21 protein-coding genes are annotated in these 26,810 nt (G+C 71.4%); 16 read left to right on the top strand and 5 right to left on the bottom strand.

The window, feature by feature from the left end; all coding sequences use genetic code 11:
- The first annotated feature begins 1 nt into the window (after position 1).
- The 10 genes from ABT009_RS02105 to ABT009_RS02060 all read left to right on the top strand — a co-directional run bounded on the left by ABT009_RS02105 (position 2) and on the right by ABT009_RS02060 (position 14,424).
- The gene (locus tag ABT009_RS02105; RefSeq protein WP_351288485.1) at positions 2 to 919 is read left to right on the top strand and encodes a carbohydrate ABC transporter permease; all 918 of its coding nucleotides are present in this window, start codon (positions 2 to 4) and stop codon (positions 917 to 919) included.
- Entirely contained in the window at positions 916 to 2,181 is a 1,266-nt protein-coding gene (locus ABT009_RS02100; protein WP_351288483.1) for a 6-phospho-beta-glucosidase, read from the top strand. Before ABT009_RS02105 ends, ABT009_RS02100 begins: the two co-directional genes overlap by 4 nt.
- Positions 2,178 to 3,176 carry an N-acetylglucosamine kinase gene (locus ABT009_RS02095; protein ID WP_351288481.1) on the top strand — a complete coding sequence of 333 codons (999 nt, stop codon included), beginning with the start codon at positions 2,178 to 2,180 and terminating at the stop codon, positions 3,174 to 3,176. The genes ABT009_RS02100 and ABT009_RS02095 overlap by 4 nt, the downstream gene beginning before the upstream one ends.
- Before the next feature lie 337 nt (positions 3,177 to 3,513).
- Positions 3,514 to 4,980 (top strand): GlnX family signal transduction membrane protein, encoded by a 1,467-nt coding sequence (locus tag ABT009_RS02090; protein ID WP_351288479.1) that lies wholly within the window; start codon positions 3,514 to 3,516, stop codon positions 4,978 to 4,980.
- 14 nt (positions 4,981 to 4,994) lie between these two features.
- Positions 4,995 to 5,975, top strand: a complete 981-nt coding sequence (locus tag ABT009_RS02085; protein ID WP_351288477.1) for a glutamate ABC transporter substrate-binding protein — start codon at positions 4,995 to 4,997, stop codon at positions 5,973 to 5,975.
- An 87-nt stretch (positions 5,976 to 6,062) separates the two neighbouring features.
- Positions 6,063 to 7,415, top strand: a complete 1,353-nt coding sequence (locus ABT009_RS02080) for a coiled-coil domain-containing protein (RefSeq protein ID WP_351288475.1) — start codon at positions 6,063 to 6,065, stop codon at positions 7,413 to 7,415.
- A 50-nt stretch (positions 7,416 to 7,465) separates the two neighbouring features.
- The gene (locus tag ABT009_RS02075; protein WP_502989803.1) at positions 7,466 to 10,075 is read left to right on the top strand and encodes a serine/threonine-protein kinase; all 2,610 of its coding nucleotides are present in this window, start codon (positions 7,466 to 7,468) and stop codon (positions 10,073 to 10,075) included.
- A gap of 100 nt (positions 10,076 to 10,175) precedes the next feature.
- Positions 10,176 to 11,633: a PP2C family protein-serine/threonine phosphatase gene (locus ABT009_RS02070; protein ID WP_502989802.1), complete on the top strand. Its 1,458-nt coding sequence runs from the start codon at positions 10,176 to 10,178 to the stop codon at positions 11,631 to 11,633.
- A gap of 78 nt (positions 11,634 to 11,711) precedes the next feature.
- A complete protein-coding gene (locus ABT009_RS02065; RefSeq protein ID WP_351288469.1) occupies positions 11,712 to 13,058 on the top strand; it encodes a vWA domain-containing protein in 1,347 nt (448 codons plus the stop codon).
- A 97-nt stretch (positions 13,059 to 13,155) separates the two neighbouring features.
- Complete coding sequence (locus tag ABT009_RS02060) at positions 13,156 to 14,424, top strand: FHA domain-containing protein (protein ID WP_351288467.1); 1,269 nt, start codon at positions 13,156 to 13,158, stop codon at positions 14,422 to 14,424.
- 44 nt (positions 14,425 to 14,468) lie between these two features.
- Here ABT009_RS02060 and ABT009_RS02055 read toward each other — a convergent pair whose 3' ends face one another.
- The gene (locus ABT009_RS02055; RefSeq protein ID WP_351288465.1) at positions 14,469 to 15,470 is read right to left on the bottom strand and encodes a methyltransferase domain-containing protein; all 1,002 of its coding nucleotides are present in this window, start codon (positions 15,468 to 15,470) and stop codon (positions 14,469 to 14,471) included.
- A gap of 212 nt (positions 15,471 to 15,682) precedes the next feature.
- Here ABT009_RS02055 and ABT009_RS02050 point away from each other — a divergent pair, with 212 nt between their 5' ends.
- The 6 genes from ABT009_RS02050 (at position 15,683) to ABT009_RS02025 (ending at position 22,145) form a co-directional block, all read left to right on the top strand.
- Positions 15,683 to 16,087, top strand: a complete 405-nt coding sequence (locus tag ABT009_RS02050; protein WP_351288464.1) for a globin — start codon at positions 15,683 to 15,685, stop codon at positions 16,085 to 16,087.
- Positions 16,088 to 16,310: 223 nt separating this feature from the next.
- A complete protein-coding gene (locus tag ABT009_RS02045) occupies positions 16,311 to 17,015 on the top strand; it encodes a FadR/GntR family transcriptional regulator (RefSeq protein WP_351288462.1) in 705 nt (234 codons plus the stop codon).
- Positions 17,016 to 17,184: 169 nt separating this feature from the next.
- A complete protein-coding gene (locus ABT009_RS02040) occupies positions 17,185 to 18,636 on the top strand; it encodes a four-carbon acid sugar kinase family protein (RefSeq protein ID WP_351288460.1) in 1,452 nt (483 codons plus the stop codon).
- A complete protein-coding gene (locus tag ABT009_RS02035; protein WP_351288458.1) occupies positions 18,636 to 19,496 on the top strand; it encodes a class II fructose-bisphosphate aldolase in 861 nt (286 codons plus the stop codon). Before ABT009_RS02040 ends, ABT009_RS02035 begins: the two co-directional genes overlap by 1 nt.
- Positions 19,497 to 19,725: 229 nt before the next feature.
- Positions 19,726 to 20,682 carry an NAD(P)-dependent oxidoreductase gene (locus tag ABT009_RS02030; protein ID WP_351288456.1) on the top strand — a complete coding sequence of 319 codons (957 nt, stop codon included), beginning with the start codon at positions 19,726 to 19,728 and terminating at the stop codon, positions 20,680 to 20,682.
- The gene (locus ABT009_RS02025; protein WP_351288454.1) at positions 20,679 to 22,145 is read left to right on the top strand and encodes a GntT/GntP/DsdX family permease; all 1,467 of its coding nucleotides are present in this window, start codon (positions 20,679 to 20,681) and stop codon (positions 22,143 to 22,145) included. Before ABT009_RS02030 ends, ABT009_RS02025 begins: the two co-directional genes overlap by 4 nt.
- A 74-nt stretch (positions 22,146 to 22,219) precedes the next feature.
- On the opposite strand, the gene ABT009_RS02020 is transcribed toward ABT009_RS02025, so the two are convergent.
- The 4 genes from ABT009_RS02020 to ABT009_RS02005 all read right to left on the bottom strand — a co-directional run bounded on the left by ABT009_RS02020 (position 22,220) and on the right by ABT009_RS02005 (position 26,706).
- Entirely contained in the window at positions 22,220 to 22,951 is a 732-nt protein-coding gene (locus ABT009_RS02020; protein WP_351288452.1) for a DUF8185 domain-containing protein, read from the bottom strand.
- A complete protein-coding gene (locus tag ABT009_RS02015) occupies positions 22,948 to 23,379 on the bottom strand; it encodes an acyl-CoA thioesterase (protein WP_351288450.1) in 432 nt (143 codons plus the stop codon). Before ABT009_RS02015 ends, ABT009_RS02020 begins: the two co-directional genes overlap by 4 nt.
- A 7-nt stretch (positions 23,380 to 23,386) precedes the next feature.
- Positions 23,387 to 25,051 (bottom strand): energy-dependent translational throttle protein EttA, encoded by a 1,665-nt coding sequence (gene ettA, locus ABT009_RS02010; RefSeq protein ID WP_351288448.1) that lies wholly within the window; start codon positions 25,049 to 25,051, stop codon positions 23,387 to 23,389.
- 248 nt (positions 25,052 to 25,299) lie between these two features.
- A complete protein-coding gene (locus ABT009_RS02005; RefSeq protein WP_351288446.1) occupies positions 25,300 to 26,706 on the bottom strand; it encodes an LAETG motif-containing sortase-dependent surface protein in 1,407 nt (468 codons plus the stop codon).
- Between the last annotated feature and the right edge of the window lie 104 nt (positions 26,707 to 26,810).

The raw sequence follows: 26,810 nt of genomic DNA, 5'->3' as shown, positions 1-26,810 counted from the left end.
CATGACCAACACCGTCACCGCACCCCCCTCCGTGTCCACCGCGCGCGGCCCGGCCGACGCGGCCGGCCGCGGATCCGCGGCCCGTACCGCCCGCCGCAAGGCGCTGCTGCACTGGATCGCCGTGCACTCCCTCGGCATCGCCGCCGCGCTGTTCTTCGTGATGCCGTTCGTCTTCATCCTTCTCACCTCGGTGATGGACGACCGGCAGGCACTGACCAGCGCCCTGTGGCCGAGGTCCTGGAACTGGGACAACTACGCGCAGGTCTGGAGCGCTCCTGGCTTTCTCACCTGGTGGCGCAACACACTGATGTACGCGGGCCTGGGCACGCTCCTCACCGTGGTGTCCAGCCTCCCGGTGGCCTACGCCCTGGCCAAGTTCCGCTTCCGGGGCCGCCGTATCGCGATGATGCTGGTCATCTCCGCGATGATGCTGCCCCCGCAGGTCGTCATCGTGCCGATGTATCTGTTCTGGGCCAAGCAGATGCATCTGACCGGCACGCTGTGGCCGCTGATCATCCCGATGGCGTTCGGCGACGCCTTCAGCATCTTCCTGCTGCGGCAGTTCCTGCTGACCATCCCCGACGAGTACCTCGACGCGGCCAAGGTCGACGGCTGCGGCGAACTGCGCACCCTGCTGCGCGTCGTGGTGCCGCTGGCCAAACCGGGCCTCGCGGCCGTCGCGCTCTTCCAGTTCTTCTACTGCTGGAACGACTACTTCGGCCCGCAGATCTACGCCAGCGACAACCCGGCTGCTTGGACGCTCAGTTACGGCCTCGAGTCGTTCAAGGACAACCACCACACCAACTGGAATCTCACGATGGCCGCGACGCTGCTCGTCATGGCACCGGTCATCGCCGTCTTCTTCTTCGCGCAAAAGGCGTTCATCGAAGGCGTGACACTGACAGGAGTCAAAGGGTGAAGCTGGCAGTAGTCGGCGGCGGATCGACGTACACACCGGAACTGATCGACGGTTTCGCCCGGCTGCGGGACACCCTGCCCATCGAGGAGCTCGTGCTCGTCGACCCGGCCGCCGACCGCCTCGAGCTGGTCGGCGGGCTGGCCGGCCGGATCTTCGCCAAGCAGGGGCACGACGGGGCCATCGTCACCACGTCCGACCTGGACGCGGGAGTCGACGGCGCCGACGCGGTGCTGCTCCAGCTGCGCGTCGGCGGGCAGGCCGCCCGTGAGCAGGACGAGACGTGGCCGCTGGAGTGCGGCTGCGTCGGGCAGGAGACGACGGGCGCGGGCGGCCTCGCCAAGGCACTGCGCACGGTTCCCGTGGTCCTGGACATCGCCGAGCGGGTACGCCGCACCAACCCGGGCGCCTGGATCATCGACTTCACCAACCCGGTCGGAATCGTGACGCGGGCACTGCTGCAGGCCGGTCACAAGGCGATCGGCCTGTGCAACGTGGCGATCGGCTTCCAGCGGAAGTTCGCGGCCCTGCTGGGCGTCGCGCCCAGCGATGTGCATCTGGACCATGTGGGCCTCAACCACCTCACCTGGGAAACCGGTGTGCGTCTCGGCGGCCCCGAGGGCGAGAACGTGCTGCCGGGTCTGCTCGCCGAACACGGCGAAGCCATCGCGGCGGACCTCCGCCTGCCCCGGCAGATCATCGACCGCCTCGGCGTCGTCCCCTCGTACTACCTGCGCTACTTCTACGCGCACGACGAGGTCGTACGAGAGCTCCGTACGAAGCCGTCGCGGGCCGCCGAAGTGGCCGCCATGGAGAAGCAGCTGCTGGAGATGTACGGCGACCCGGCGCTCGACGAGAAGCCCGAACTGCTGGCCAAGCGCGGGGGCGCCTTCTACTCGGAGGCAGCCGTCGACCTCGCCGCGTCGCTGCTCGGCGGGGGAGGCAGCCCTTACCAGGTGGTGAACACGTACAACAACGGGACGCTGCCGTTCCTCCCGGACGACGCGGTGATCGAGGTGCAGGCCGCCGTCGGGCCCAAGGGCGCCACGCCGCTGGCGGTCCCCCGGCCCGACCCGCTCTACGCCGGTCTGGTCGCGAACGTGACGGCGTACGAGGACCTGGCGCTGCAGGCCGCGCTCCACGGCGGACGCGACCGTGTGTTCAAGGCCCTGCTCGCCAACCCCCTGGTCGGCCAGTACGAGTACGCCGAGGGCCTCACCGACCGGCTGATCGCGCACAATCGGGAGCACCTCGCGTGGGCATGACCGCACCGGAGTCCGGCGTCGGGACCGCCGGGTCCGTTCTCGCCATCGACGCGGGAAACAGCAAGACCGACGTCGTGGTGGTCACGGCCGACGGGCGGGTCGTCGGAGCGGCCCGCGGCGGCGGTTTCCAGCCGCCGAAGGTCGGCCTCGAACGGGCCGTGGACGTCCTCGCCGATGCGGTCGGCCGGGCGTTCGCGCAGGCCGGGACCGACCGGGCCGGGCATGTCTCGGCCTGCCTGGCCAACGCCGATCTTCCGGTGGAGGAGGAGCAGTTGGCGGCCGCACTGGGACGACGCGGCTGGGGCGCGAGCGTCCAGGTGCGCAACGACACCTTCGCGGTCCTGCGGGCCGGCGTCGCCGAGCCGCTCGGGGTCGCGGTCGTCTGCGGCGCGGGCATCAACTGCGTCGGCATGCGGCCCGACGGGCGCGTCGCGCGCTTCCCCGCGATCGGCCGGATCTCCGGGGACTGGGGCGGCGGTTGGGGGCTCGCCGAGGAAGCGCTGTGGCACGCGGCACGGGCCGAGGACGGACGCGGCGGCCCGACCGCACTGGCCCGCACCCTGCCCGGCCACTTCGGGCTCGACTCGATGTACGCGCTGATCGAGGCGCTGCACCTGCAGCACATCGCCGTACCGCGCACCCACGAGCTCACCCCCGTGCTGTTCGCCACCGCGGCGGACGGCGACCCGGTGGCACGCTCGATCGTCGACCGGCTCGCGGACGAGGTCGTGACCTGGTCGACGGTCGCTATCGAACGGCTCGACCTGCTGGGCGAGCGGACACCGGTACTGCTGGGCGGCAGCGTCCTGGCCGCCCAACATCCCCAGCTCGACGGCCGCATCCGCGAGCTGCTGGCCGAACGGGCGCCGAAAGCGGTGCCCCAGGTCGTCACCGCACGGCCCGTGCTCGGCGCGGCGCTGCTGGGCCTCGACCATGTGGGCGCACCGGAGGACGTGCACGCGCGCGTGCGGGCGCATTTCGAGGACGGGGGCTGAGCGTCCGCCGGAGTGCGCCTCCACCTGGGATCCGGGGTTCCCCGCCCGAAAAGGGAACGCAAATCGCTCGCACCTCCTCCGTAGGGTGATGCACGCGCAAGCGTGACAAGCCACGGGGACCGGGAGGGCCCGGGCGGGAACCGAAGAGGCTTCGCTCACGTGTTTCAACGGAGAGGGGGCGATGCGGGGAGGCTTCGCTGCGCTGCAATCCGAACAAGATCCAGTCAATGCCTGTGCGGATGTCAGTCCCGGCGGCAATACTTGCCGCCGTGCACTCCTTCCCGCGTGGCTCAGCGCAGGGCGGCAGTGACCGACGAATGACCATGGGGGAGGTCAAGTGACATACCCGCCGAACGGAGGCGTGGCGCCGCCAGGCCCGGCCCTGCCCACCATGCCGGCCGTTCCGCCGCAGCCGGGCGCCTCACCGGCGCCGGCCGGCCCGTCCGGACCGCTCAGCGCCGTGCCCGCCCGGCGCACCGCATGGGCGGAGGGCGTCGACCGGCTGCGTGCGGCGGCGACGACCGAGCCCGGTCGGCTGCGGATCATCGGTGCCGTACTGGCCCTGCTGGTCGTGGCGTTCGGCGCGGTCACCACCTGGGAGATGTCGGAGCGCTCGGCCGCGGCCGACGACGTGCTGAACCGCAGCCAGCCCCTGAGCACGGACGCGGCCGTCATCTACCGGTCCCTGGCCGACGCCAACACGGCGGCGTCCAGTGGCTTTCTGGCGGGTGGTCAGGAACCCGCCGATGTGACCAAGCGGTACGAGGACGACATCAGCACCGCCTCCGAGAAACTGGCCACGGCGGCAGCGAACTCCGGGTCCGACCCGGCATCGGCGGCCGCCGTCGCCAAGCTGAACAAGCTTCTCCCGGAGTACACGGGCCTCATCGAGCGGGCTCGCGCCAACAACCGCCAGGGACTTCCGCTGGGCGGCGCCTATCTGCGGTACGCCAACGCCAAGATGCAGACGATGCTGGACGCCGCTGAGCAGCTCTACAAAGAGGAGAACGAGCGTCTGCGCGCCGACTACGACGACGCGACGCCCTACCCGTGGGCGGCGATAGGCGTCGGCGTACTCGCGCTCGCCGCGCTGGTCTGGGCGCAGCGGCGCAACTACCACCGTACGAACCGGCTGTTCAACCACGGCCTCCTCGCGGCTACGGCCGCCTCCACGGTGGTCCTGCTCTGGCTCGTCGTCGGACACACGGTGGCCAGGTCCGGACTCGACGATTCGTACGACCACGGCGTCCGCTCCCTGAACGTGCTGAACGACGCCCGCATCGCCTCCCTCAAGGCGCGGGGCAACGAGAATCTGACGCTGGTCAGCAGGGGCGCGGAGACCGTCACGGAAGGCAAAGTCACCAAGGACAAGTTCGACGTCGACTACCAGGAGCAGATGAAGGCGCTCGGCGGCGCCGACGGCAGCACGGGTCTGCTGGGTACGGCGGCCTCGCTCGCCGACGACGCGGCGGGCAAGGGGCCCGTGGCCGAGGCGATCAAGAACGTGAAGGACTGGAAGAGCCGCCACGGGGAGGCTCGCCAGAGGGACGACTCCGGCAACTACGAGGGCGCGCTGGAGAAAGTGATCGGGACCAAGGCCCAGGACCCGACGGACGAGTCCTTCGACCTTGTCGACGGCGCGCTGAAGGCGGCGCTCGATCACGAGCAGCAGGAGTTCAAAGCGGCGGCCGAGGGCGGTCGGGATGCCATGACCGGGCTTCCCGTGGGCGCCGCGGTGCTCGCCGTACTGGGCGCGGCGGCGGCCGTGCTCGGCATCGGACGCAGGCTTTCGGAGTACCGGTGAAAGGGGGCGCCAGGATGCTGGGGCGACGTCTGCGGAGCAGCCTGCGGGGCTGGGGCGGCGTGACCGGGATGGCGGTGGCCTGCGCCCTGACGGCCGTCATCGCGCTGCTGCTGCCGCTGTCCCAGGCGCGTGGGGACGGCAGCACCGGCCTGGGCGGCCAGGGCGTGGCCGAGGGCACCCAGGTGAAGGCCGAAGACTGCAACCCCGAGGCCAGCCTGCGGCCGTCGACCAAGGACGGCACCTACGTCGAGGACATCAAGAAGCGCGGCTATCTGACCGTCGGCGTCGACCAGAACAGCTACCGCTGGGGGTACCGCGACCCGAACAAGTCGAACAGCAACCTGGAGGGCTTCGACATCGACCTGGTGCACGCGATCGCCAAGGAGATACTCGGCCCCGACGCCGACGTCCGGTTCCGCGCCATCCCGACCAACCAGCGCATCCCGGCGATCAAGAACGGCGACGTCGACATGGTGGTCCGCACCATGACGATCACCTGCGAGCGCCTCGATGAAGTGGCCTTCTCCACGGCCTATTTCAAAACGGGCCAGCAGGTGCTCGCCCCCAAGAACTCCGACATCACGGGCTACGACAAAACACTCAAGGGCAAGAAGGTCTGTGCGGCAAAGAGCTCCACCGCGGAGTTGGCGCTTGAGGAGAAGAGCTTCGGTGCCGATATCACCACCGTGCCGAACCAACTCGATTGCCTGGTAAGGCTCCAGCTCGGTGAGGTCGACGCAGTCGTGACCGACGGCGCCCTGGCCGCAAGCCAGGCCGCGCAGGACCCGACGGTCAAGCTCACCGGCGCCCCGTTCACCGAGGAGTACTACGGCGTGGCGATGAACAAGAAGGCGGAGGACCTGGTCCGGCGCGTCAACCAGGTGCTCGTGGACTACCGCAGGAGCGGCTGGGATGCCTCGTACAAGGAGTGGCTGGCCGACGTCCCGGGCATGGCCGCCAACGCGCAGCCTCCCGCCCCGGAGTACAGCGACTGAACCACGAGGACAATCGGCCTGATACGACTGAAGAGTTGACCACCCTCGAACGCGGGGGCGATGACGACGGAAGCAGAGAGGTGATCGATGGGCGTCGCGGGGCCTCCCGGGCCGGTGATGGACCGGGACGAGGTCGACCGTGCGCTGGCGCGGCTCGGAGCGGAGCACGAGGCCATCGAGACCTCGCTCCTCGCCCTGCAGGACCACGCGGGCCGCAGGCTCCTCGAGGGCGCCCGGCTGACCGGCATCACCCAGTCCCGCTGGACGGACACCGAGCGGGCGATCACCGTCCTGTGGTCGTACTTCGACGCCTACACGGCGGCCCTGCGCAGCGCGCGTGAGCTGCGGGCACGCCGGCGCTGGCTCAGCCGCGAGGACCTGGTCGAGCTGACCGAGCTGCTGCGCGGCGAGAGCGTCACCGTGTCCGGCGGCGCGGCGGCCGGGGGCGGCCCCGCGCCGTCGATCACCGGCCCGGCGAGACTCAGCGAGCGGTACACGCTCCAGGAGCTCGTGGAGCGGATGAACGAGCTGTATGCGCAGTCGCTCGACATGGTCGTCGCGGCGGACGCCGTGTGGTCCGCGCTGCCCGCCCGTATCGACCTGCTCTCGGCGGAGCTGCAGCGCACGCGCCAACTCGCGCACTCCGTGGGCGTACGTCCGGGCGAGCATCCTGCGGGCGACGACCTGGAGCGGATCACCGGCGCCCTCGTCCAGCTGCGCGAGCAGGTCGTGTCCGATCCGCTGGCGTTCTGGCAGCCGGCCCCGGGGGGCAGTTCGGCGCCGGGCGGCGGCCGGCCCGACACCGGGCGGTACGACCGGGAGGCGCGGGCCCTGGAGGACGTGCGCCGCGAGATCGACGCGGTGCTCACCGTCCGCCAGGACGCGGAGGCCCGGCTGGTGAAGCTGCGCGACGTGCTCTCGCGCGCGGACCGCACGCTCGCCGAGGCGCGTGCCGCACGCGGCGAGGTGCTCGCCAAGATCGCCGCGTCCGAGGTGCCCGCCGTGTCCGGGCCGCCGACCGTGCTGCAGGAGCAGCTGGCCAGGGCCGCCGACTACCGCAGGCACGGCCAGTGGAACCGGCTGTCGCCGCTCCTCGAGTCGCTGGAGCAGAAGGCCGAGGACGAACTGCTGCGTGCCCGCGAGTCGTTGACGGCGGTCACGGCGCCGCTGGCGGTCCGCGCGGAGCTGCGCGGCCGCCTCGACGCGTACAAGGCGAAGGTCGCCCGGCTGGGCATGGCGGAGGACCCGCTGCTGGTCGAGCGGTACGACACGGCGCGCCGCATGCTGTGGAGCGCGCCCTGCGATCTGCGTGCGGCGGAAGCGGCGGTGCTGCGCTACCAGCATGCGGCCGCCGAGGTGTTGGCTCCGCGGGTGCCCGGCCAGGGCGGACCCGTGGACCGGAGGGGGCCCTCGGGCAGCGACAGAGGTGATGCGGTGTGAGTGAGCAGCAGCAGTGCCAGCGGCCCGGTTGCCCGGGCTCGTACGAGGACATGGGCGGCGGCGAGCTGTACTGCGACACGTGCGGTCTGGCGCCGGTCGTCTCGCCGAACGGCATGGTGAGCTCGCCGCCGACCGGCATCACGGGCGGCGGCAGGGGATCGCGGGGATCACGCGGCTCCCAGGGCTCCGGCAGCAGCAGCGTGCGCGGCGGTTCGGGCAGCGCCCGTACGTCGGCCCGCTCGTCGTCGTCGCGCAGGTCGGTGTCGGGGCGGCTGTCGAGGTCCCTGTCGGGCCGCTCGACGTCGCGCTCCGTGTCGGTGCGCAGTTCGGGCTCCGCGGCGGGCTCCTCGGGGCGGGGCCGCCTCGGTGCGGGCCTGGTCCAGGTGCCGGAGGTGCCGCGCCCGGACCCGCGCGCGATGGTGCTCGACAACCCCGAGGTGCCGGAGCGCAAGCGGTTCTGCTCGCGCTCCGACTGCGGTGCGCCGGTGGGACGTGCACGCGGGGACAGGCCCGGCCGTACGGAGGGCTTCTGCACCAAGTGCGGCCATCCATACTCGTTCGTGCCGAAGCTGCGCGCGGGCGACATCGTGCACGGCCAGTACGAGGTCGTGGGCTGCCTGGCGCACGGCGGGCTCGGCTGGATCTATCTCGCCGTGGACCGCGCGGTGTCCGACCGCTGGGTCGTCCTCAAGGGCCTGCTGGACACCGGCGACCAGGACGCCATGGAGGCCGCGATCTCCGAGCGCCGCTTCCTCGCCGAGATCGAGCACGCCAACATCGTCCGCATCTACAACTTCGTCGAGCACCTCGACCAGCGCACCGGCTCCATGGACGGCTACATCGTCATGGAGTACGTCGGCGGCAAGTCCCTCAAGGAGATCGCCAACGACCGCCGGACACCGGACGGACGACGCGATCCACTGCCCGTCGAGCAGGCCTGCGCGTACGGCATCGAGGCGCTGGAGGCGCTCGGCCATCTGCACAGCCGGAACCTGCTGTACTGCGACTTCAAGGTCGACAACGCCATCCAGACCGAGGACCAGCTCAAGCTCATCGACATGGGCGCGGTCCGCAGAATGGACGACGACGAGTCGGCGATCTACGGCACCGTGGGCTACCAGGCGCCGGAGGTGGCGGAGGTCGGCCCGTCGGTCGCCTCCGACCTGTACACGGTCGCCCGGACCCTCGCGGTCCTGACCTTCGACTTCCAGGGCTACACGAACGTCTTCGCGGACTCGCTGCCGGACCCCGACAACATCGAGGTCTTCCGCAAGTACGAGTCGTTCTACCGGCTCCTCGTGCGCGCCACCGACCCCGACCCGGCCCGCCGGTTCGCCTCCGCGCAGGAGATGTCGGAGCAGCTCACCGGCGTGCTGCGCGAGGTCGTCGCCCTCCAGACGGGCCGCCCGCGGCCGGCGCTCTCCACGCTGTTCGGCCCGGAAGTGAAGGTGACGGACACGGAGTTGTTCGGCGAGCCGGACGGGGATGCGTCGCGGCTCGGGGCGCGGGTGGTGCCGGGGAGGCGGTGGGGGCGGAAGGCCGGTACGGCTCCTTCCTCGGGCGTGCCACTTCCCTCCGGGGCCGGAGGCGCCGCGATGCCCGGCGGCGGAGCCGCTAACGCATTGGGCGGCGGAGCCGCCAATGCCTGGGGCGGCGGAGCCGCCAATGCCGTCGGCGGCGGAGCCGCCGGAACACTGCCCGGCGGAGCCACGAACGCCGGGATCGTCAAGTCCGTCCAGAGCGCCGCCACCGCTCTCGCCCTGCCCGTCCCCCGTGTCGACCCGAACGACCCCAACGCCGGGTTCCTGGCCGGTCTGATGGCCTCAGCGCCCGCGGAGCTGATCACGGCGCTGCGCGCGGCGCCGACCGGCTCCCCCGAGCTGCGGCTGCGTGAGCTGCGGGCCCTCCTGGAGATGGGCGAGCACGGATCCGCCACCCGCGTCCTCGAGGAACTCGAGAGCGACCACCCCGACGACTGGCGCGTCGTCTGGTACCGCGGCATCACCGCGCTGGCGACCGCGGACCACGAGGTCTCTGCGCTGTCGTTCGACGCGGTCTACGACGCGTTCCCCGGCGAGCCCGCACCCAAGCTCGCGCTCGGCCTGTGCGCGGAGGTACTCGGACAGCTCGACAACGCCGCCGAGTACTACCGCCTCGTATGGACGACCGACCCCAGCTATGTGAGCGCCGCGTTCGGCCTGGCGCGTGTGCAGCTCGCGGCGGGAGATCGGCGCAGCGCCGTGCACACGCTGGAGTCCGTGCCGGAGTCGTCCATCCACTACACGGCGGCGCGGGTGGCGGCGGTACGGGCGCGGCTGCGGCAGCGCCCGTCGGCCGACCCGCTCCTCGACGATCTGACGGCGGCCGCGGGCCAGGTCGAGGCGCTGGGCGCCTTCGGTCTGGATGCGGTACGCCGCGAGCAGCTGTCGGCCGAGGTGCTGGGCACGGCCCTGGACTGGGTACTCTCCGGTAGCCAGGGTTCGGGACACCGGGTGAACGGCGGCCGGACGGCACTGCTCGGCAGTGAACTGGACGAGCGCGGACTGCGGTTCGGTCTCGAGCGTTCGTACCGGACTCTGGCCCGCCTCGCCCAGGGTGGCGAGGAGAGGATCCAACTGGTGGAGCGGGCCAACCGGTTCCGCCCTCGGACGTGGGTGTGATGCGCGGCCGTACCGGGGGACGCACCCCCGTCTCCCGGACCGCAGCACGAGCAGCACGCGCCCCGTACGCAATGGTGAGGTGAAGTGAGTGACGCCGCAGATGCACCAGCTGGCTGCCGGGGCGACGTGCCCCAGCTGCGAGGAGCCGCTGGAGTCGGGTGACCGGTTCTGCGGTGCGTGCGGGTACGACCTGTCGGCGCTGCCGGCGCCGGAGGACCACCCCACGATCACCATGAACGGCGCGGCTCCGGCACCGCCCGCGACCCAGCCGGCGCCGCCCGCGGCCCAACCGGCGCCGTCCCAGGCTCAATCGGCGCCGTCCCCGGCCGCGGCCTCCTCTGTCGACTGGCCGATCGCCCCCGAGGTGGACAGTTCCGACACCCCCGTGCCGGTACATCTGCCGACCGATCTGCGCGGCATCGACTCGGGCAGTCCGGCGCCCTCCCGCGACGTCCGCTTCGACGCACCGTCGGCACCATCCGGTCCGCCCGGCCCGTCCGCACGGCCCGGACCTGCCGGCGCGTCCGCCGACGGCGACTACACCCTGGCCGCTCCGGACCCCGCCGAGGACACCCCCGACAACGCCCCGACCGACCCGCGGACCGTCGCACCCGGCGAACTGCCACCGCCCGAGCCCGATGCGAAGCTGTGCGTCGCCTGCCGTACGGGCCGTGTCGACCAGGACGGCTACTGCGAGCACTGCGGGCACGCCCAGCCGCGCGAGCGCGATCACATGGAGCAGGAGCTGGGCGCGGTGGCCGCGGTCAGCGACCGCGGCCTGCGCCACCACCGCAACGAGGACGCGTTCGCCGTCTCCTCGACCGCTCTGCCTGACGGCTCGCCCGCCGTCGTCGCTGTCGTCTGCGACGGGGTGTCGTCGGCGACCCGCCCCGACGAGGCGTCACTCGCCGCGTCCCGGGTCGCCAACGAGTCACTCCTTGAGAGCCTGCCGCGCGGTACGCATCCGCAGCAGGCCATGCACGACGCGATCATCGCGGCCTCCGACGCGGTCAACTCACTGGCCGAGGAGCGGACCTCCCCGCAGGAGCACGCCCCGCACCAGCAGAACGCGCCCGCGTGCACGCTGGTCAGCGCCATCGTCGCGGGTGGCCTGCTGGTCGTCGGCTGGGTCGGCGACAGCCGCGCGTACTGGGTGCCGGTCGACCGTACGGCCCCCGCGGCGCGGCTCACCGAGGACGACTCATGGGCCGCGCAGATGGTCGCCGCGGGTCTGATGAGCGAGGCGGAGGCCTACGCGGACGAGCGCGCCCACGCCATCACGGGCTGGCTCGGCGCCGACGCGTACGAACTCGAGCCGCACACGGCTTCCTTCAAGCCGGACCGGCCGGGTGTAGTGGTGGTGTGCACGGACGGACTGTGGAACTACGCGGAAGCGGCGGAGGAGATGGCCGAGGCGATCCCCGCCGACGCTGCCGAACGCCCGCTGCACAGCGCCCAGGTGCTGGTCGGCCATGCGCTGGACGGTGGGGGCCACGACAACGTAACGGTGGCTGTCCTGCCGTTCCCGATTCCGCCGCAAGGGGCAGGATCGGCCTGAGACAGGGCTCGGCGATTCACTTCAGTACGTATTTTTCGCCCACGTGCCGTGGGAAAGCCTCAGGGGGGAGCAGACTCCATGGCCAACTTCTCGAAGTCCAACGTGCCGCAGTTCTCGGTCGAGGTCTACCAGAACGAGTACCTGCCCGAGGGCGCCCGTGAGGTGAACGCGATCGTCACGGTGACCTCGACCGGAGGCGGCACGATCGGCTCCGCGGTGACCGCCCCGCACCTGTACTCGGCGGGTCAGGCTCCGAACGCCGCGGTGGCGATCATGGTCGACTGCTCGGGTTCGATGGACTATCCGCCGACGAAGATGCGCAACGCCCGCGACGCCACGGCGGCCGCCATCGACACTCTGCGCGACGGTGTGCACTTCGCCGTGATCGGCGGCACGCACGTGGCCAAGGAGGTCTATCCGGGCGGCGGCCGGCTGGCCGTGGCCGATGCGGCGACCCGTGACCAGGCCAAGCAGGCGCTGCGCAGGCTGTCAGCGGGCGGCGGTACGGCGATCGGCACCTGGCTGCGTCTCGCCGACCGCCTGCTGTCCTCCGCGGATGTGGCCATCCGGCACGGCATCCTGCTGACCGACGGCCGCAACGAACACGAGTCACCGGAGGACCTGAAGGCCGCACTGGACTCCTGCGCGGGCCGCTTCACCTGTGACGCCCGCGGTGTCGGCACGGACTGGGAGGTGAAGGAGGTCACCGGGATCGCCTCCGCCCTGCTCGGCACGGCCGACATCGTTGCCGACCCGGCAGGCCTGGCCGAGGACTTCACGCGGATGATGGAGACGGCGATGGGCAAGGAGGTCGCCGACGTCGCGCTGCGTCTGTGGACGCCCATGGGTGCGGGGATCAAGTTCGTGAAGCAGGTGGCGCCCACGGTCGAGGAGTTGACCGACCGCCGCACGGAGGCGGGCCCGCGTGCCGGGGACTATCCGACTGGTTCCTGGGGCGACGAGTCCCGCGACTACCACGTCTGTGTCGAGGTGCCAGCGGCCGGTATCGGGCAGGAGATGCTCGCGGCCCGCGTCTCGCTGGTGATTCCTCAGGACGACGGCTCTGTGCAAGCGCTGTCCCAGGGGCTCGTACGGGCCGTGTGGACCGATGACATGGCGGCGTCGACGTCTATCAACCCGCAGGTCGCGCACTACACCGGCCAGGCAGAACTGGCGCAAGTCATCCAACAGGGGCTGGACGCGCGCAAAGCAGGCGATATCGATGGAGCAACGGCCAAACTGGGTCGCGCCGTTCAGCTCGCCAGCGCCTCCGGAAATGCGGATACTGCGAAACTCCTTGCGAAGGTGGTGGACGTGGTCGATGCCGCGACAGGTACTGTGCGACTGAAAGCGAAGGTCGAGGAGGCCGACGAGATGACCCTCGAGACTCGGTCGACGAAGACGGTTCGCGTGAAGAAGTCGTAGGAACTGCCGCAGCGGAAGACGCGACAAACCGGCAAACCGGCCGCTCGGCCGGAGAGAGCGGCCTTCGGGCCGGTGAAGGAGAGGGGGACGCGCCGACATGCCGACCTGCCCGAACGGACACCAGTCGGGTTCCGACGACTGGTGCGAGGTCTGCGGTCACCGCATGGCCGGTGCCGTGCCTCCGCCCCCGCCGCCGCCCCCGGCACCCGGGTACGGCTTCCCGCCGCCGGCTCCCGGCGCCCAGCAGGGCGGACCGCCTGGGGCCGCCGCACCCGACGCGGAGCTCTGCCCGCAGTGCCGCACCCCGCGCGAGGGCGGGGCGCCGTTCTGCGAGGAGTGCCGCTGGAACTTCCTGACGAACACGGCGACCTCGTACACCCCCGCCGCCCCGCGGCCGCCGGCCCCCGGTCCCGGCCCTGGTCCGGGCGTGGGTGCGGGCCCCGGCGGCCCCAACCCGGCGCTGCAGTTCCGGCAGCAGCCGGGTCCCGGCCCTGATCCGTACGAGTACCAGAGCTCGCGGCCCTCACAGATGAACCGCCCTGCTGAACCGATTCCGCCGTTCGGCGGCGACCCGTCGGCGCCGGTCCCGCCGCCGCCCGGCCTCGGTGGCCCCGGCGGACCCGGGGGTCAGGGCGGACCTGGCGTTCCGGGCGGACCCGGGGTTCCGGGCGGTCCCGGTACTTCGGGCGGCCCCGGTGTGCCCGGAGGCCCGGGCGCGGCCGGTGCCGGTGCCCCGCAGGCCTTCCAGCGGCCCGTTCCGCCGCCCCCGCCCGGGTTCCCGCAGGAGACGGGGCAGCCGCAGGGACCGGCTCCGGCCGGACCCGGCGGACCTGGCGGTCCGTCTTTCGGTGGCGGCGGTGACGACGACTGGCTGCTCTCCCCGCCGTCGGCCGCGGGCGGCCCCGGCGCGCCGTCTTTCCAGCCTGGGCAGACCCAGCCGCCGGACGGCTACGCGCCTCCGGCGACCTGGACCGCGACCATCGGCCCCGACCGCGAGTACTTCATGGCGATGATGCAGCGCTCGGGACCCGAGGCCTCCGGGCTGAACCTGCCCGCGTACTCGCCGGAGCAGCAGCGCCAGCTCGTCGGCAACCAGATCACGATCGGCCGCCGCCGCCACTCCACCGGCGACACCCCGGACATCGACCTGTCGGTGCCGCCGGAGGACCCGGGGGTCTCGCACCAGCACGCGGTGCTGGTCCAGCAGCCCGACGGCTCCTGGGCGATCGTCGACCAGAACTCCACCAACGGCACCACGGTCAACGGCGCCGAGGAGCCCATCCAGCCCTTCGTCCCCGTGCCGCTGCAGGACGGCGACCGGGTGCACGTGGGCGCGTGGACGACGATCACCATCAGGCGGGGTTAGCCGGTACGGGCGGGCGGCGGAGGCCCGTGCGCCCGCGGTCGGCTTCAGACCGGGAGGGGCCAGGCGTACGGGCCTTCGGGGTCGTCCAGCCAGGCCCACTCCTGGTCGCCGCTGACCGTGATCCCGAACCGTTCGCGCCCCGGCCGCTCCCGCTGCCACAGGGCGAGCGCCTCCATCGGATCGAGGCTGCCCGCGGAGAGGGCCAGCAGGAACCGGAACATCTCGTTGTGCAGGGCCCTGCGCGGCAGCCCGCTCGGCTGCCGCGCGTCCTGCTCCTCCTGGCCGGAACCCCGCAGCGGCACGAAGTACGCGGGTGTGTGCAGGAAGCGCCCCTCGGCATGCCCCGTCTCCTGCACGTCGAGCACGACCAGCCCCGTCGCGAGCGGCGCGAGGATGCGGGCGCCCGGACGGCACTGGGCGATCCACGGGCGCGGCACGGAGGCCACGGTGCAGGTGGCGATGATCCGGTCGAAGGGGGCTCGCTCCGGGCAGCCGCGCGCCCCGTCGCCGGTGACGACCACCGGGTGGTAGCCGGCGGCCGCGAGATGTCTGCGCGCGGACTCCGTGATCTCCGGATCGAGATCGATCGTGGTGACGTGATCGTCGCCGAGCCGGTGGGCGAGCAGCGCCGCGTTGTAGCCGGTGCCGGCGCCGATCTCCAGGACCGAGTCGCCGTCGCGCACCCCCAGCTCGACCAGCATCTTCGCCATGAGCGACGGCTGGCTGCTGGACGACACGAGCTGACCGTCGCGTACCCGAGTGGCCAGCGGCCCGTCCTCGTAGGCGCCGCGCAGCCAACGGGCGCGGCGCTTCGGATCGGGGTCCTCGCCCCACAGCCGCTCGTAGCCGCGCGCGGTTTCCGGGGCGCCGACGAAGTAGTACGGCACGAACAGATGCCGCGGGACCTCCGCGAACGCCCGCCGCCAGACCGGGTCGTCGTCCCAGGCCCCACTCGCCTCGATCTCGCGCACGAGGACGGCCCGTGCCGCGGCCGCCGCGGCCTCCACGGCAGCGGGATCCTCGTTCGTCGGCGGGCGCATGGCCATACACCCCACTGTGCTGCGGTACGGCCGCCGAGGCGAGGCCGTGCTCACCGATGGGCGCGTCCGCAAGTGCGTGGTGCAGGGTCCTAAGCCCTCGGTCCTCCGCCGGGCTGTCTGAGACCATGGGATGCGTGCTGCAATCCCGGGGGAGAGCCCCGGACCCCCTGCCGACCGGGCCGGGGGCCGACCAGAGACCCATTGCGAGGCCAACCGACGTGACCGAGATTCCGCGCGGCACGCTTCAGGAGCAGTCCTTCTACGAGCAGGTCGGCGGCGAGGAGACCTTCCGGCGTCTGGTGCACCGCTTCTACGAGGGTGTCGCCGATGACCCGCTCCTGCGCCCCATGTACCCGGAGGAGGACCTGGGCCCGGCCGAGGAGCGCCTCACCCTGTTCCTGATGCAGTACTGGGGCGGGCCGACGACGTACGGCGAGCGCCGCGGCCATCCGCGGCTGCGTATGCGCCATGCCCCCTTCGCCGTGGACCGCGCGGCGCACGACGCGTGGCTGAAGCACATGCGCGTCGCCGTCGAGGAGCTGGGTCTCTCCGAGGAACACGAGCGCACGCTGTGGAACTACCTCACGTACGCGGCCGCCTCGATGGTGAACACGGCGGGCTGACGGCTGACGACAGGGGGCGGAGTGTCGCCCTCCTCACACGCGGCACGCACACCCGGTGATTCGCTGCCGAAACCGAACAGCAACACGGCAAGGGTATTGACGCGCCCCCAGCCCGGTGTCATGGTTACCCGCATCGAGACATCAGATGTCTGACGTCAGATATCAAGCCCTTGGTCTCGATCCCGTCATTTGAGCCACCTTCCTGACCCGCGGAGGCCCAACGATGTCGCTCTCCGACGACCTCGCCGAGCAGCTGCTCAGCGCGATCATCGACGGCACGTACCCGCCGGATTCCGCCCTCCCCCCGGAGGGCGAGCTCGCCGACCAGTCGTCCGTGAGCCGTCTGACCGTACGCGAGGCGGTCAAGCAGCTACGCGCACAGAACGTCGTACGCGTGGTCCGCGGCCGCGGGACGTACGTCAACCCGCCCGACCGGTGGACCGCACTGGAGGCCGTCGTCCGCGCCGCGTCCCGGTCATCGCACGCCTCCCTCTCCGAGCGGCTCATCGAGGCGCGCCGTCTCATCGAGAACGGCGCGACGGAGCTTGCCGCGGTGCGTCGCAGCGAGCACGACCTCGCCGAGTTGCGCGAGCACCTCGCCGCGATGCGGGAGGCGGCCGACGCGGGCGACACCGAGCAGTTCGTCCAGGCCGACATCGACTTCCACGACACGGTGATGCGCGCGACCGGCAATTTGTTCGTGCCGCTGCTCTTCGAGCCGTTCGGGCCGATGCTCGTCGAGGGGCGCCGCGAGACCTCCGCCGTCCCACAGATCCGCGTCAACGCGATCGCGCACCACGAAGCGGTGCTCGCCGCGCTGGAGTCCGGCGACCCGGAGCAGGCGCGCCGGGCGATGGACGCCCATATGAACCAGACGGCGGACGACCTCCGCACACACGTCATCAAGGCCGCGGCCGACCGCGCCTGACGCCTCCCTGCGCCGCCAGGGAGGCGTCCCCGCCCCTTCCCGAACTGGGGGCTCCACCCCCCACCCGATCGCCCTGACGGGCTCGTCCTCAAGCGCCCCCAGCTAACGCTGGGAGATGCCCCCAGACGGGCTGAGAACACCGGACGGGCTGAAAACCCCAGGAACCGCCATGTCCCTACCCCGCCATGCCCTCCCCGAGCCCGACGTGCTCGCCGGGCTGCCGCCCGTACGCGAGATACCGGCCGACGAGGTCGCCGCCCGGATCACCGGCGGACCCCGCCTCGTCGTCCTCGACGACGACCCCACCGGCACCCAGACCGTCGCCGACGTCCCCGTCCTCACCGCCTGGACCGTCGACGACCTCCGCTGGGCGCTCCGCCAGGACAGCAGCGCCTTCTTCGTCCTGACCAACACCCGCAGCCTCTCCCCCGCCGACGCCGCCGAGCGCAACCGCCAGGTCGTTCGCGCCCTGCACGAGGCGTCCGCCGCCGAAGGCGTCCCGTACGTCATCGCCTCCCGCGGCGACTCGACGCTGCGCGGCCATTTCCCGCTCGAGACCGACGTACTCGCCGAGGAGCTGACGGCCGTCGGAGCCGGTGCGCCCGATGGCGTGGTGGTCGTCCCCGCGTACATCGAGGCGGGCCGGCTCACCGTCGGCTCCATGCACTGGATGCGCACGGCGGAGGGTCTTCTCCCCGTCGGCGAGAGCGAGTTCGCGCGGGACGCCACCTTCGGCTACCGCGCCTCCGCCCTCCCCGACTGGGTCGAGGAGAAGACGGCGGGCCGCGTGACGGCGGGCGAGGTGCTGCGCATCACCCTCGACGACCTGCGGACCTCCGGTCCGGCCCATGTCGCCGCGCTGCTCGGCACCTTGCGCGACGGCGCGACGGCCGTCGTGGACGCCGTGTGCGACGACGACCTCCGCGTGCTCGCGCTGGCGCTCGCCGAGGCCGAGGACAAGGGCGCCAAGCTGCTGTACCGCGTGGGCCCTTCATTCGTACGGGCGCGGGCGGGGCAGTCAGGACGGCCGCCGCTCACCTCCGCCCAGCTTCGCCCGCTGCGCGGGGACGCCCCCCACGGACTGATCGTCGTCGGCTCCCATGTCTCGCTCACCACCCGGCAGTTGGACCGCCTGCGGGAGCGGCAGAGCGGCCACGGGAACCTGGCCGAGTACGAACTCGACGTCGCCCAGCTCCTCGACGACGCGCGCCGCGACAACCACATCCGCGAGATCGCGGCCGCCGCCGCCACCGCCCTGGAGACATCCGAGGCCGTCATCCGCACCACGCGTGCGGTGGTCACCGGCGCCGACGCGGACACCAGCCTGGCGATCTCCCGGAGCGTCTCGGCCGCGCTCGTCGAGGCCGTACGCCTGGTCAACGCGGCCCGGCGTCCCGCGTTCGTCATCGCCAAGGGCGGCATCACCTCCAGCGACACCGCGACGCACGGCCTGGAGATCCGCCGCGCCTGGGCCCGCGGCACGCTTCTGCCCGGCATCGTCTCGCTGTGGCAGCCCGCCGACGGCCCGGCCGCCGGCATCCCGTACATCGTCTTCGCCGGCAACGTGGGCGACGACGACGCCCTCGCCGACGCGCTCGACCTGCTGAGGAGTGCCGCCTGATGCTGCTCGACGGAAACGACGGACTGAAGGCGCTGACCGAGGCGTACGCCGCCGGTCACGCGCTGCCCGGATTCGTCGCGTACAACCTGGAGACCGTGCAGGGCATCGTCGCCGCGGCCGAGGCCGCGACGGACCAGCCGGTGATCATCCAGGCCGGGTCCAGCCCCTTCAAGCACGCGGGCCAGGAGACCCTGATGCGGCTCGCGCTGGACGCGGCGCACCGCTCGACCGCACGGCTCGGCGTGCACCTCGACCACAGCCGGGACCTGGACGAGATCACGGCCTGTCTGAAGGCGGGCTACACCTCCGTCATGGTCGACGGCTCCCACCTTCCCTTCGCCGAGAACATCGCCCTGACCAGGGAGGCGGTACGTCGCGCCCGCGACCACGGGGCCTGGGTCGAGGCCGAGTTGGGCGCGCTCGCGGGCGACGAGGACGTGTCGACGGACGCGGACGCCTCCGCCGTGGCGATGACGGACCCGGTGCAGGCAGCCGAGTTCGTCGCCGAGACCGGCGTGGACGCGCTGGCCATCGCGGTCGGCAACGTCCACGGTTTCACCACCCGCCCGGTCCGTCTCGACCTGGACCGCCTCGCCGAGATCCGCACCGCCGTACCCGTACCCCTGGTACTGCACGGCGCGAGCGGCCTCCCCGAAGAGCAGCTGCACGGCGCGCTCGCCCGGGGCGTCGCCAAGGTCAACGTCAACGCCGAACTCCGCCGCGCCTACCTGGAGGCGGTGAGCGCCCGACTCCCCACGGCACTCCCCGGCTCCGACGTGGTCACGGTGTGGGCCGCAGGCCGCGACGCGGTAACACAAGCAGCCACACGCATCATCAACCAGCTGAAGCCGAGCGGCTGAAGCCGACGCCGCTGAGCCTGTGGGCATGCGTTCCTCCCCCAGTGCCTTAAGGGCCTGGGAGGTACCCCCAGGGCGGAACGGGTGGGCACAGGCCGAACCCCGCGACGCCGGGCAACACATCCCAACCCCCGATCAACCCCGTACGCCGGCCTCCCCACCGACATACGGGCCCCAAGACAAGCCGCACCCCCGTCCCCATCCCCACCCGTCCCCGAAGGGCACCCCAAAAATGACCCCCGCTCCCCATCCCCGCACCGCCGTAATCGGCCTCGGCGCCATGGGCCTCCCCATGGCCCGCCGCCTGGCCGCCCGCCTCCCCGTATCCGTCTACGACATCGCCCCCGACCGCCGCGCCCTGATCGCGGCCGACGGCGGCACCGACGCCGCATCACCCGCCGAGGCCGCCCGCGAAGCCGACGTGGTCCTGCTCGCCGTACGCGACCAGGCACAGGTCGAAGGCGCCCTGTTCGGCGAGGACGGGGCCGCGTCGACTCTCCGCCCCGGCGCCGTGGTCGTCCTGACCAGCACCGTCGGCCCGGACGCGGCCCGCGCCACCGCGGACCGTCTCGCCACGCAGGGCGTCCTCACCGTCGACGCCCCCGTCAGCGGCGGCCCCGTCCGCGCCGGCAACGGCGATCTGCTGATCGTCGTCGGCGCCGAGGACAAGGCGCTCGCCACCGCCCAGCCGGTCCTGGACCTCCTTGCCTCGACTCTCACCGTCGTGGGCGCCCGCCCCGGCGACGGGCAGGCGCTCAAGGCGATCAACCAGCTGCTCGCGGGCGTGCACATCGCGGCCGCCGCCGAGGCGATCGCGCTCGCGCGCGGCCTCGGACTGGAGCCTGGCGCGGTCGTGGAGAGCCTGCGGCACGGCGCCGCCGGATCGTTCATGTTCGCCGACCGCGGCCCGCGCATGGTCGAGACGTACGAGGACGGCCCCGACCCCGAGGTGAAGTCCCGGCTCGACATCTTCGTGAAGGACATGGGCATTGTCACGGGCATCGCGAAGGACGTCCGTGTCCCGGTGCCGCTCGCGGCCGCCGCCCAGCAGCTCTATCTGCTCGGCGAACGCGCTGGCCTCGGCGCCCACGACGACTCCTCCGTGGTCACCGTCCTGTCCCCGAAGGACACCGCCGCAACCCCCGACACCACCGCCACCACCCCGAACAGAAGCGGAGCGGGCCGATGAGTCACAGCACCCTCCTCCTGATAGCCGTCGTCGGCGTCGCCACGCTCCTTCTGCTCATCCTGCGCGCCAAGGTCCAGCCGTTCGTCGCCCTCGTCGTCGTCTCCATCGGTGTCGCGCTCGCCGCCGGCGTACCGGCCGCCGACCTGGTGAAGACCATCGAGGAGGGCATGGGCTCCACCCTCGGCCACATCGCGACCATCATCGCCCTGGGCGCGATGATCGGCCGGATCATCGAACTCTCCGGCGGCGCCCGGTCGTTCGCGCACTCGCTCATCGACCGGTTCGGCTCCAGGCGCACCCCGCTCGCGCTGACCGTCGCCGGATTCCTCCTCGGCATCCCGGTCTTCTTCGAGGTGGGCCTGATCATCCTGATGCCCATCGCGTACGGGGTAGCGCGCGCATCACGCAAGCCGCTGCTCGTCTACGCGCTGCCGATGGGCGCCGCGATGCTCACCGTGCACGCCTTCCTGCCGCCGCACCCGGGTGCGGTCGCCGTGACCGAGGCGATCGGCGCCGACCAGGGCCTGGTGCTGCTGATGGGCATCCCGATCACGGCGGTCGTGATCCTGCTCGGCTACCTGGTGTCGCGCCGTATGACCCGCCGCGAGTACCCGATGGACCCCGCCGTGTACGCCGAGGTGTACGGGGAGCAGCCGGACGCCGCGGACACCTCCGGGCCGGGTCAGGCATCCGGGCCGGCGTCGGCACCGTCGGACGACGGCCACGGGACCGCCGTGCTCACCAAGCCGTCCCAGGCGGTCGTGGAGGCACCGGCGGAGGACGTCCGCCCCGCACCCTCCTTCGGCATGGTCCTGACCCTGATCGTCACCCCGATCCTGCTGATCCTCCTCGGAACGATCGGCCAGAACGTCCTCTCCGAGGGCAGCCTCGCGCGCGCCGTGCTCACCGTGCTCGGCGCCCCGATGGTCGCGCTCCTGATCGACCTCGCCCTGTGTGCGTATTTCCTGGGCGCGCGCCGCGGCTGGGACCGGGCGCACATCGCGAGCGTCATGGGCTCTGCCCTGCCGTCCGTGGCGATGGTGATCCTGGTGGCGGGCGCGGGTGGCGTCTTCGGCAAGGTCCTGGTGGCGAGCGGCATCGGCGACGCGATCGCCGACGTACTGGAGAAGACGGGGCTGCCCGCTCTCTTCCTCGCCTTCCTGATGGCGCTTGCCCTGCGGGCCGCGCAGGGCTCCACGACGGTGGCGCTGATCACCACTGCGGGCATCCTCACCCCGCTCCTCGAACGGGCCCACCTGTCCACCGGTCAGCTGTCGCTGGTTGCTCTGGCGATCGGCGCGGGCGGCCTCGCCGTCTCACACATCAACGACGCGGGCTACTGGATGTTCACCAAGCTCACCGGCCTCGACGTGGCCAGCGGTCTGCGCACCTGGACCGTGCTCACCACGACGATGGGCCTGATCGGTTTCGGTCTCACCGCGGCGCTCTGGCCGCTGGTGTAGGGCGCGGGGCGGGCAACGGACGAGAAGCGACCTGCGGCCGTAACGCAGCCTGTGCGCGACGGCACAGCCCGCGCTCAGCGCACGCTGACGTTCAGCGTCCCGAGTCCCGCCGCCCTGCGCACCGCGATCGACCCGTAAGGCGTACGCAGCCTGAGCCATGCGCCCGACGAGAGCAGCGCCAACTGCTGCGCCTCGTCGGGCGCTGCCATTGCCGTGGCCGCTGTGGTCGCGCCGGCGCGGACGGGACGCAGGAAGCCCAGTGCCTGCGCGGCATGGGCGGCCCGTACGGGGAGATGCGTGTCGCCCAGCGGCCGCGACCAGATCTCACGGCCGATGCGGTCGAGTTCGGCACGAGTCCGCTGCCCGGGCGCCAACTCCTCCACGCGGGCGCGGAATTCGGCGACCGCCCCGGCCACCGTCGAGCGGATGGCGTCCGGCGCGGGCAGCCCCGGCTCCTGCCGCCAGCCGCCGCGGGGCGGGAGCAGCCCCGCCCAGGGCGGGCCGGTGACGCTCGCCGGCACCCTGGCGCTGCCGGCCTTCTCATCGACCGATTCGAGGAGTTCACCCGCCGAGACGGTGGCGTCGAGAGTGCCGTCGCCCTCGTCCTCGTACGGCTTCGCGAGCCGTGCCGTGCGGATCGCGAGGACCTCGAACGACGGCGGCTGCCCGAAGACCGCGAGCGTGTTCCCGGACGCCTGGATGCGCACGGCGGCCGCGCGGTCGTAGTGGATCAGCCGGGCCAGGAAGGCGGCAAGGTCCGCCGCCTCCCCGGCATCGGCGAAGTACAGCGTCGGTGGCGCCGTCATGCAGCGAGCGCCTCCGACTTGTCACCCTCCAGGTACTGCTCCAGGTACGTCTTCTCCTCGGCGGTGATCCGCCTCGGCCGCTGTGCCTCGAGGTTGTACGGCACCACGACGGTCGAGGCCCGCACGTACACCTGGTCGGGGTCCTTGACCTCGTACGCAATGGTGAGCGACGCGGCGTTGATCTTCGTCACCCATGATTCGACGGTCACCGGCTCGTGCCGGTGCACCAGCGGCCGTACGTAGTCGATCTCATGGCGCGCCACGACCGAACCGCCCGAGAACGAAGGACTGCCGTCCCCCGGCGCCAGCCGGAACATGAAGTCGATCCGCGCCTCCTCCAGATAGCGGAGGAAGACCACGTTGTTGACGTGCCCGAAGGCGTCCATGTCCGACCAGCGCAGGGGGCAGCTGTAGATGTGACGGGCCACGGGCGCCTCAGCCTCGCGTCAGCTTCTTGTAGGTGGCGCGGTGCGGACGCGCGGCGTCCGGGCCGAGCCGCTCGATCTTGTTCTTCTCGTACGACTCGAAGTTGCCCTCGAACCAGAACCACTTCGAGTTGCCCTCGTAGGCCAGGATGTGCGTCGCCACGCGGTCCAGGAACCACCGGTCGTGGGAGACGACGACCGCACAGCCCGGGAACTCAAGCAGCGCGTTCTCCAGCGAGGACAGCGTCTCGACGTCGAGGTCGTTGGTCGGCTCGTCGAGGAGCAGCAGGTTGCCGCCCTGCTTGAGGGTCAGCGCCAGGTTGAGGCGGTTGCGCTCACCACCGGAGAGGACCCCGGCCGGCTTCTGCTGGTCCGGGCCCTTGAAGCCGAACGCCGACACGTACGCCCGGGACGGCATCTCGACCTGGCCGACGTTGATGTAGTCCAGCTCGTCGGAGACGACGGCCCACAGCGTCTTCTTCGGGTCGATGTTGGCGCGGGTCTGGTCGACGTAGGAGATCTTGACCGTGTCGCCGACCTTGATCGAACCGGAGTCCGGCTGCTCGAAGCCCTGGATCATCTTGAACAGCGTGGTCTTGCCGGCGCCGTTCGGGCCGATGACACCGACGATGCCGTTGCGCGGCAGCGAGAAGCTCAGGTCGTCGACGAGGACCTTGTCGCCGAACGCCTTGCTCAGGTTCTCGACCTCGACGACGATGCTGCCCAGACGCGGGCCCGGCGGAATCTGGATCTCTTCGAAGTCCAGCTTCCGCATCTTGTCGGCCTCGGCGGCCATCTCCTCATAGCGGGCCAGACGCGCCTTGGACTTCGCCTGCCGGCCCTTGGCGTTGGACCGCACCCACTCGAGCTCTTCCTTCAGACGCTTCGCACGCTTGGCGTCCTTCTGCCCCTCGACCTTCAGACGGGTCTGCTTGGTCTCCAGGTACGTGGAGTAGTTGCCCTCGTACGGGTAGGCGCGGCCGCGGTCGAGCTCGAGGATCCACTCGGCGACGTTGTCCAGGAAGTACCGGTCGTGGGTGATCGCCACGACGGTGCCCGGGTACTTGGCGAGGTGCTGCTCCAGCCAGTTCACGGACTCGGCGTCGAGGTGGTTGGTGGGCTCGTCGAGCAGCAGCAGGTCGGGCTGCTCGAGCAGAAGCTTGCACAGGGCGACGCGGCGCTTCTCACCACCGGAGAGGGTGGTGACCTGCCAGTCGCCGGGCGGGCAGCCCAAAGCGTCCATGGCCTGCTCCAGCTGGGAGTCCAGGTCCCACGCGTTGGCGTGGTCGAGGTCCTCCTGGAGCTTGCCCATCTCCTCCATCAGCGCGTCGGTGTACTCGGTCGCCATCTGCTCGGCGATCTCGTTGAACCGGTCGAGCTTGCCCTTGATCTCGGCGACACCCTCCTGGACGTTCTCCAGGACGGTCTTCTCCTCGTTCAGCGTGGGCTCCTGCATCAGGATGCCGACGCTGTAGCCGGGAGACAGGTAGGCGTCACCGTTCGACGGCTGCTCCAGGCCCGCCATGATCTTCAGCACGGTCGACTTACCGGCACCGTTCGGCCCGACCACGCCGATCTTCGCGCCGGGCAGGAAGTTCAGGGTGACGTCGTCGAGGATCACCTTGTCGCCGTGCGCTTTACGCGCCTTGCGCATGGTGTAAATGAACTCAGCCAAGAGAAACCGTCCGGCATCTGGATCTGGGAGTGGGCAGATACACCCATCTTGCCGTACTGCCGCCGCTCGACGGAAACCGGATACGCCGGGGCCGGACGTCCGATGACCCCGGGACCCCCGGCGCCAAGGGGCACGCCGGGGTCTCCGGGCCGACGGGTCACCCAGAGTTTCCCGGCCCTCACTTCACGTTCCGGACGGGATCGCCGCTCGGTTCGCTCGCCGGTTCGCTCGCCGGGTCACTCCTGGGTTCACTCCTCGGTCGGAGCCTTCTTCTTCCGTACCAGGAACACCGCCGCACCGCCGATGACGACCAGGGCCACCGCTGTCCCCGCGATCCACGGCGTGGCGCTGGAGCTGCCGGTCTCCGCGAGGTCGGTGCCGCCTGAGGTGCCGCCGGCCGATGCCGGGCTGGGCGCGGAGGCCGCCTGCACCGCCTCACCGCCCGCTGCACTCTCGGTCCGGCAGTCCAGCACGCCCTTGATCCGCTTCTCGAGGCCGTTCGGCCCCTTGATCGTGAAGTCGTACGCCTGGTCCTCCTGCAGCGGTATGGTCACCGTCTGCGACTGCCCTGCCGCAATGCTGTGCTCGACGCCCATCAGCCGGAACGTGAAGGCCTCGTCGCCCTCGTTGCTCACCGTGATGTCCACGCCGCTCTTCGCGCAGTTCTTCTCGGCCGAGACCGCCGGTATCGCACCTGACTTCGCCCAGTCGGCGGTCGCCGTGGCGGAGACCGTCGACTCGCTGGAGCCGGCGAGGATCTGTGTCTGGCTGCGGTTCTCGGAGGCGAAGGCGCGGCCGACCGGCACGGTGGTCGACGCCTGCAGCTGCAGCGCGGCCGAGCCGTCGGGGGCGTTCTTGGGGACCTCGAAGTACAGCTGGGTGCCGTCGGACGCAGACGTCACGGACTTGCCGTTCTTGTCGACGATCTTCACTCCGCTCGTCGCGGAGTCCGCCGGCGGGGTCACCCCGACGCGGCTTGCGTTGGTCCGCACGGTGACCGGGCCGAGCCTCTCGCCGGGGTGCCCGGAGACGGCGGGCGGGTCGAGGGTCAGCGAGGCCTTCGGCTCCGCGAGGTTCCGGGCGCTCTTCTGCAGATAGTCCGCCAGCTTCTCGGCGTCCGGGTCGACCGCGTCCACGTCCGCGTCGTCCGAGTACCGCCAGATCGCGACCTGCGTACCGGCCGCCGCGTCCTGCTCGCTGAGGCCCCGGGCCCCCGCCTTCCTGGCCAGCTCGGCGAGGTTGTTGACCTGCGGGTAGGAGTTCTCCAGGATCCAGCGGATCCTGCCCGCATCCGGGTTGTCGCCCAGTGATGTGCCGCTCCAGGGGGCCTCCTGGTACTTGGCGTCCTTCTGTGTGGGGTTCTGGATGTCTATGCAGTACGTCTGCAGGGTGCCGCCGTTGTCGACGGACATCTCGAAGAGGCCTGCGGGGACTCGCTGTTCTTCCTGCTCTTCGCCGCTGCCGTGGATGACTGCCTGGCCGTAGACCTTCAGCCCGCTCAGGGTGGCGGTCGCACCGCCCTTGTGCTGCGGGACGTCGTCCGCGACGGCCGGGGCCGCCGCGACGATCGCACCGACGGCGACGAGACCCGGTGCGAGGGCCGCGGTGGCGAGGCGGACGAGACCTCGTCTGTGGACAGAGAACGCAGAAAACACAGAATTCCCCTCCAGGCGGGACCCGTTGACATGGGGGGTTGGTCCCGCCAGCAGAATCAAATGCCCCGTGGGCTATGCCGGGCATCCTATGAACGCGGCGCACC

Source organism: Streptomyces sp. NPDC002896 (genome assembly GCF_040295225.1).
Lineage (GTDB): Bacteria > Actinomycetota > Actinomycetes > Streptomycetales > Streptomycetaceae > Streptomyces.
This window is presented reverse-complemented; position numbering and strand designations above follow the sequence as displayed.

What these genes read in the sequence shown, in the direction of transcription:
- ABT009_RS02105 (WP_351288485.1), top strand. Translation starts at nt 2, where the DNA reads ATGACCAACACCGTCACCGCACCCCCCTCCGTGTCCACCGCGCGCGGC.
- ABT009_RS02095 (WP_351288481.1), top strand. Translation starts at nt 2,178, where the DNA reads ATGACCGCACCGGAGTCCGGCGTCGGGACCGCCGGGTCCGTTCTCGCC.
- ABT009_RS02085 (WP_351288477.1), top strand. Translation starts at nt 4,995, where the DNA reads ATGCTGGGGCGACGTCTGCGGAGCAGCCTGCGGGGCTGGGGCGGCGTG.
- ABT009_RS02080 (WP_351288475.1), top strand. Translation starts at nt 6,063, where the DNA reads ATGGGCGTCGCGGGGCCTCCCGGGCCGGTGATGGACCGGGACGAGGTC.
- ABT009_RS02075 (WP_502989803.1), top strand. Translation starts at nt 7,466, where the DNA reads ATGGGCGGCGGCGAGCTGTACTGCGACACGTGCGGTCTGGCGCCGGTC.
- ABT009_RS02070 (WP_502989802.1), top strand. Translation starts at nt 10,176, where the DNA reads ATGCACCAGCTGGCTGCCGGGGCGACGTGCCCCAGCTGCGAGGAGCCG.
- ABT009_RS02065 (WP_351288469.1), top strand. Translation starts at nt 11,712, where the DNA reads ATGGCCAACTTCTCGAAGTCCAACGTGCCGCAGTTCTCGGTCGAGGTC.
- ABT009_RS02060 (WP_351288467.1), top strand. Translation starts at nt 13,156, where the DNA reads ATGCCGACCTGCCCGAACGGACACCAGTCGGGTTCCGACGACTGGTGC.
- ABT009_RS02055 (WP_351288465.1), bottom strand. Translation starts at nt 15,470, where the DNA reads ATGGCCATGCGCCCGCCGACGAACGAGGATCCCGCTGCCGTGGAGGCC.
- ABT009_RS02045 (WP_351288462.1), top strand. Translation starts at nt 16,311, where the DNA reads ATGTCGCTCTCCGACGACCTCGCCGAGCAGCTGCTCAGCGCGATCATC.
- ABT009_RS02040 (WP_351288460.1), top strand. Translation starts at nt 17,185, where the DNA reads ATGTCCCTACCCCGCCATGCCCTCCCCGAGCCCGACGTGCTCGCCGGG.
- ABT009_RS02035 (WP_351288458.1), top strand. Translation starts at nt 18,636, where the DNA reads ATGCTGCTCGACGGAAACGACGGACTGAAGGCGCTGACCGAGGCGTAC.
- ABT009_RS02030 (WP_351288456.1), top strand. Translation starts at nt 19,726, where the DNA reads ATGACCCCCGCTCCCCATCCCCGCACCGCCGTAATCGGCCTCGGCGCC.
- ABT009_RS02025 (WP_351288454.1), top strand. Translation starts at nt 20,679, where the DNA reads ATGAGTCACAGCACCCTCCTCCTGATAGCCGTCGTCGGCGTCGCCACG.
- ABT009_RS02020 (WP_351288452.1), bottom strand. Translation starts at nt 22,951, where the DNA reads ATGACGGCGCCACCGACGCTGTACTTCGCCGATGCCGGGGAGGCGGCG.